Source organism: Allorhizobium sonneratiae, assembly GCF_023700755.1.
GTDB classification, from domain to species: domain Bacteria; phylum Pseudomonadota; class Alphaproteobacteria; order Rhizobiales; family Rhizobiaceae; genus Allorhizobium; species Allorhizobium sonneratiae.
This window is the reverse complement of sequence record NZ_JAMKOJ010000032.1, coordinates 1-951: the sequence shown is the minus strand read 5'-3', so window position 1 is coordinate 951 and position 951 is coordinate 1. Positions and strand designations below refer to the sequence as shown.

Annotated in this window: 1 protein-coding gene; it reads left to right on the top strand. The window is 59.5% G+C overall.

Annotated elements, in window-relative coordinates:
- Window positions 1-470: 470 nt before the first annotated feature.
- Window positions 471-791, top strand: a complete 321-nt coding sequence (locus tag NAC44_RS21135) for a DUF736 family protein (protein ID WP_250943636.1) — start codon at window positions 471-473, stop codon at window positions 789-791.
- The last annotated feature ends 160 nt before the right edge of the window (window positions 792-951 follow it).

Genomic DNA, 951 nt, shown 5'->3' with positions numbered 1-951 from the left:
GCTGCGGAAGATCGTCACCGTCAGATAAGGGCGCTGCGATTGTCTGGTGCGGTCTGGGCCAGAGGGGACCGATTTCGACTTGCTTGCCGCGTGGGATATGGCGAGAGCTGCGGCGCTGCGGTGAGGGATTGGTGCTGGTATAAGGGACGCGGACAGAAGACGGTGCTATCCGGCCAAAGCTGGAGCAAGCCGAGCAGGCGGTTTTCTGAGACGCAGGGCAATGACGGGATCGATGGTGCAAGGTATCTGCGTGAGCTGAGTTGCCTTATGAGATGGATCACTAAGGCCGGTCGTTCGGCCAGCAACGCCCGTCAGCCACGATTTTCCCCTGCCGCTTTGCGGCATTCCTCGCGAGACAAAATCGCGTCTGCCGGTCGTCCTCCACGTTGTTTCGGCCCTGCGGGTGCAGTCCGCCCTTTGCCCGTCCTTTGTTCGTGACCATCGGCAACACAGATCACGGAGATACACCCATGACCGACCTCGTCAACTTTGTCCGCGTCACAGAAAACGGCCTGCTCGGCAACATCGCCTCGATGGCCTACGATATCGACTTTACCGGCGTCCCTTATACCAGCACCAATCCCAAAGCCCCCGAGTTCAAGCTTTACGCCAAAAGCCCACGCGGCAAGCAAGTCGAAATCGGCGCCGTCTGGCGCAAGTACAGCGAGAACACGAAGCGCCATTATCTGACGGTGACGATCCACACCGGCCACGGCACGCTGAACGCCAACCTCGGCAAATATCCCGAGCAGGACGACGAAGACCTGATGTCGATCATTCCCTGGGACTGATCGACCGGCCACGGCCCCGGCGCACAGCCGGGGCCTTGCCCTTTTGCGTTTCGCTTCGCGCTACGCAACAAAGTTTTCTGATTCAGGCGTACCGCCGCGTTGCGGACTTTCGCCTGTTTGTTGTCGTCCTGGTGGAGATTGTTTTCCAGCCTTAGAGCTG